Annotated in this window: 2 protein-coding genes and 1 pseudogene; 1 reads left to right on the top strand and 2 read right to left on the bottom strand. The window is 72.3% G+C overall.

Annotated elements, in window-relative coordinates; translation table 11 throughout:
* Positions 1–199: pseudogene (locus ACFPZL_RS13010) on the bottom strand (iron ABC transporter permease); the annotation flags it as partial.
* A complete protein-coding gene (locus ACFPZL_RS13015; RefSeq protein ID WP_218115646.1) occupies positions 199–1,200 on the bottom strand; it encodes an ABC transporter ATP-binding protein in 1,002 nt (333 codons plus the stop codon). The gene ACFPZL_RS13015 and the pseudogene ACFPZL_RS13010, both read right to left, overlap by 1 nt.
* Before the next feature lie 130 nt (positions 1,201–1,330).
* On the opposite strand from ACFPZL_RS13015, the gene ACFPZL_RS13020 reads away from it, so the two are divergent.
* Positions 1,331–1,663: ATP-binding cassette domain-containing protein (locus ACFPZL_RS13020; protein WP_382335796.1), on the top strand; the 333-nt coding region annotated here is incomplete at its 3' end.

A 1,663-nucleotide genomic window follows, 5' to 3' on the forward strand; every position in this document is an offset into this window, starting at 1 on the left:
CGACCGCGGTCACGGCCGCCAGCGCCCCGAGCCAGGGCCAGGCCGTGCCGGGGTCTCCGCTGAAGAGCGCGGCGACGAGCGGCACGAGCAGCACCGTGCCCGCCGCGCGGAGCAGCAGTCCCGCGATGGTGAGGAGGATCTGCCCGAGCACCGTTCGGCGGCTTCCGGCCGGGAGCAGGGCGAGGAGCGTGCGGATCATCAGCGGACCTCCCTCTCGACGTCGGCGTCATCGGCTGCGGGATCGACGGCCGTATCAACGGCACCGGCGTCGCTCGCCGCCCACAGCTTCCGGTAGCGCCCATCCGCGGCGATCAGCTCCGCATGCGTCCCGGCCTCCGCGATCCGACCGCGATCGAGGACGACGATGCCGTCGACACCGGCGACCGTGTGCAGGCGATGGGCGATGACGAGCACCGTACGGCCGGCGGCGAGCCGGTCGAGCGCGAGCTGCACGAGATACTCGGATTCCGGATCGGCGAACGCGGTCGCCTCATCGAGCACGAGCACAGGGGTGTCGGCGAGGATCGCCCGGGCGATGGTGAGCCGCTGCCGCTCGCCGCCCGAGAGCGCGGCGTCGGGGCCGAGCATGGTCCCGTAGCCGTCGGGCAGTCGCAGGATCCGCTCGTGCAGCTGCGCGGCGCGTGCCGCGGCCTCGACCTCCGATACGGAGGCCTCCGGGCGGGCCAGGGCGATGTTCTCGTGCACCGTGCCGTGGACCAGCTGGGTCTGCTGGAACACGAAGCCGACCCGCTCGTAAAGCTCGTCGGCGGTGAAACGCCGCAGGTCCGTCCCGCCGACGGTGACCCGCCCCGTCTGCGGATCGTGGAAGCGTGCGAGCAGCGACGCGAGCGTCGACTTGCCGGATCCCGACGGGCCGACGAGCGCGGTCACCGTGCCGGGTTCGAGTGCGAGGGTGATGTCCTCGAGCACCGGCAGGCCGGGCCGGTAGGCGAAGCCGACGCTCTGGAAGTCCACGCGGCCGGGCGCCGCGAGCGCCGCGGATCCGGGCCCTGAATCCGCCGGATCCTGCGGTGGCGCCGCCGTCTCGCCGGCCTCGGCGTCGTCTCCTCCGGAATCTCCTCTGGCATCGCCCGCGGCGCCGCTGCCGCTCCCGTTCGTGTCGTCGAGCGTCTCCAACTCCGGCTCGTCGAGCGCCACCTGAATACGCCGCGTTCGCGCGGGATCATCACCGCGAATCATTCATCTGATGATAGCAAGCCTGCCCTCACTGCGCAGGCTTTAGGTGCCTATGCGGGCCCCGCCTCGCGAATGCGTCGCCAAGTTACGCCTCGGGTTTCCGGTACGTCGGCGATTCGGCAGGCTGGTAGGCATGCCCCAATCCGTCCCCGCACACGCGCCCGCCCGCGCGGGCCGGGTCCGCATCGCCGATGTGGAGCGCACCTTCCCCACCGCGGAGGGCCCGCGCACGGTGCTGCGCGACGTCACCCTCGACGTCGTCCCCGGTGAGATCATCGCCATCGTCGGCCCCTCCGGCTGCGGCAAGTCGACGCTGCTGCGCCTCATCGGCGGGCTCGACACCCCGACGGTCGGATCGATCACGCTCGACGACCGCGTGGTCCGGGCTCACGACGACTCCACCGCGATCGCGTTCCAGGAGCCGCGCCTGCTGCCCTGGCGCACGATCGCGCAGAACGTGGCCGAG

This window comes from Leucobacter soli (genome assembly GCF_042659205.1).
Classification (GTDB): domain Bacteria; phylum Actinomycetota; class Actinomycetes; order Actinomycetales; family Microbacteriaceae; genus Leucobacter; species Leucobacter soli.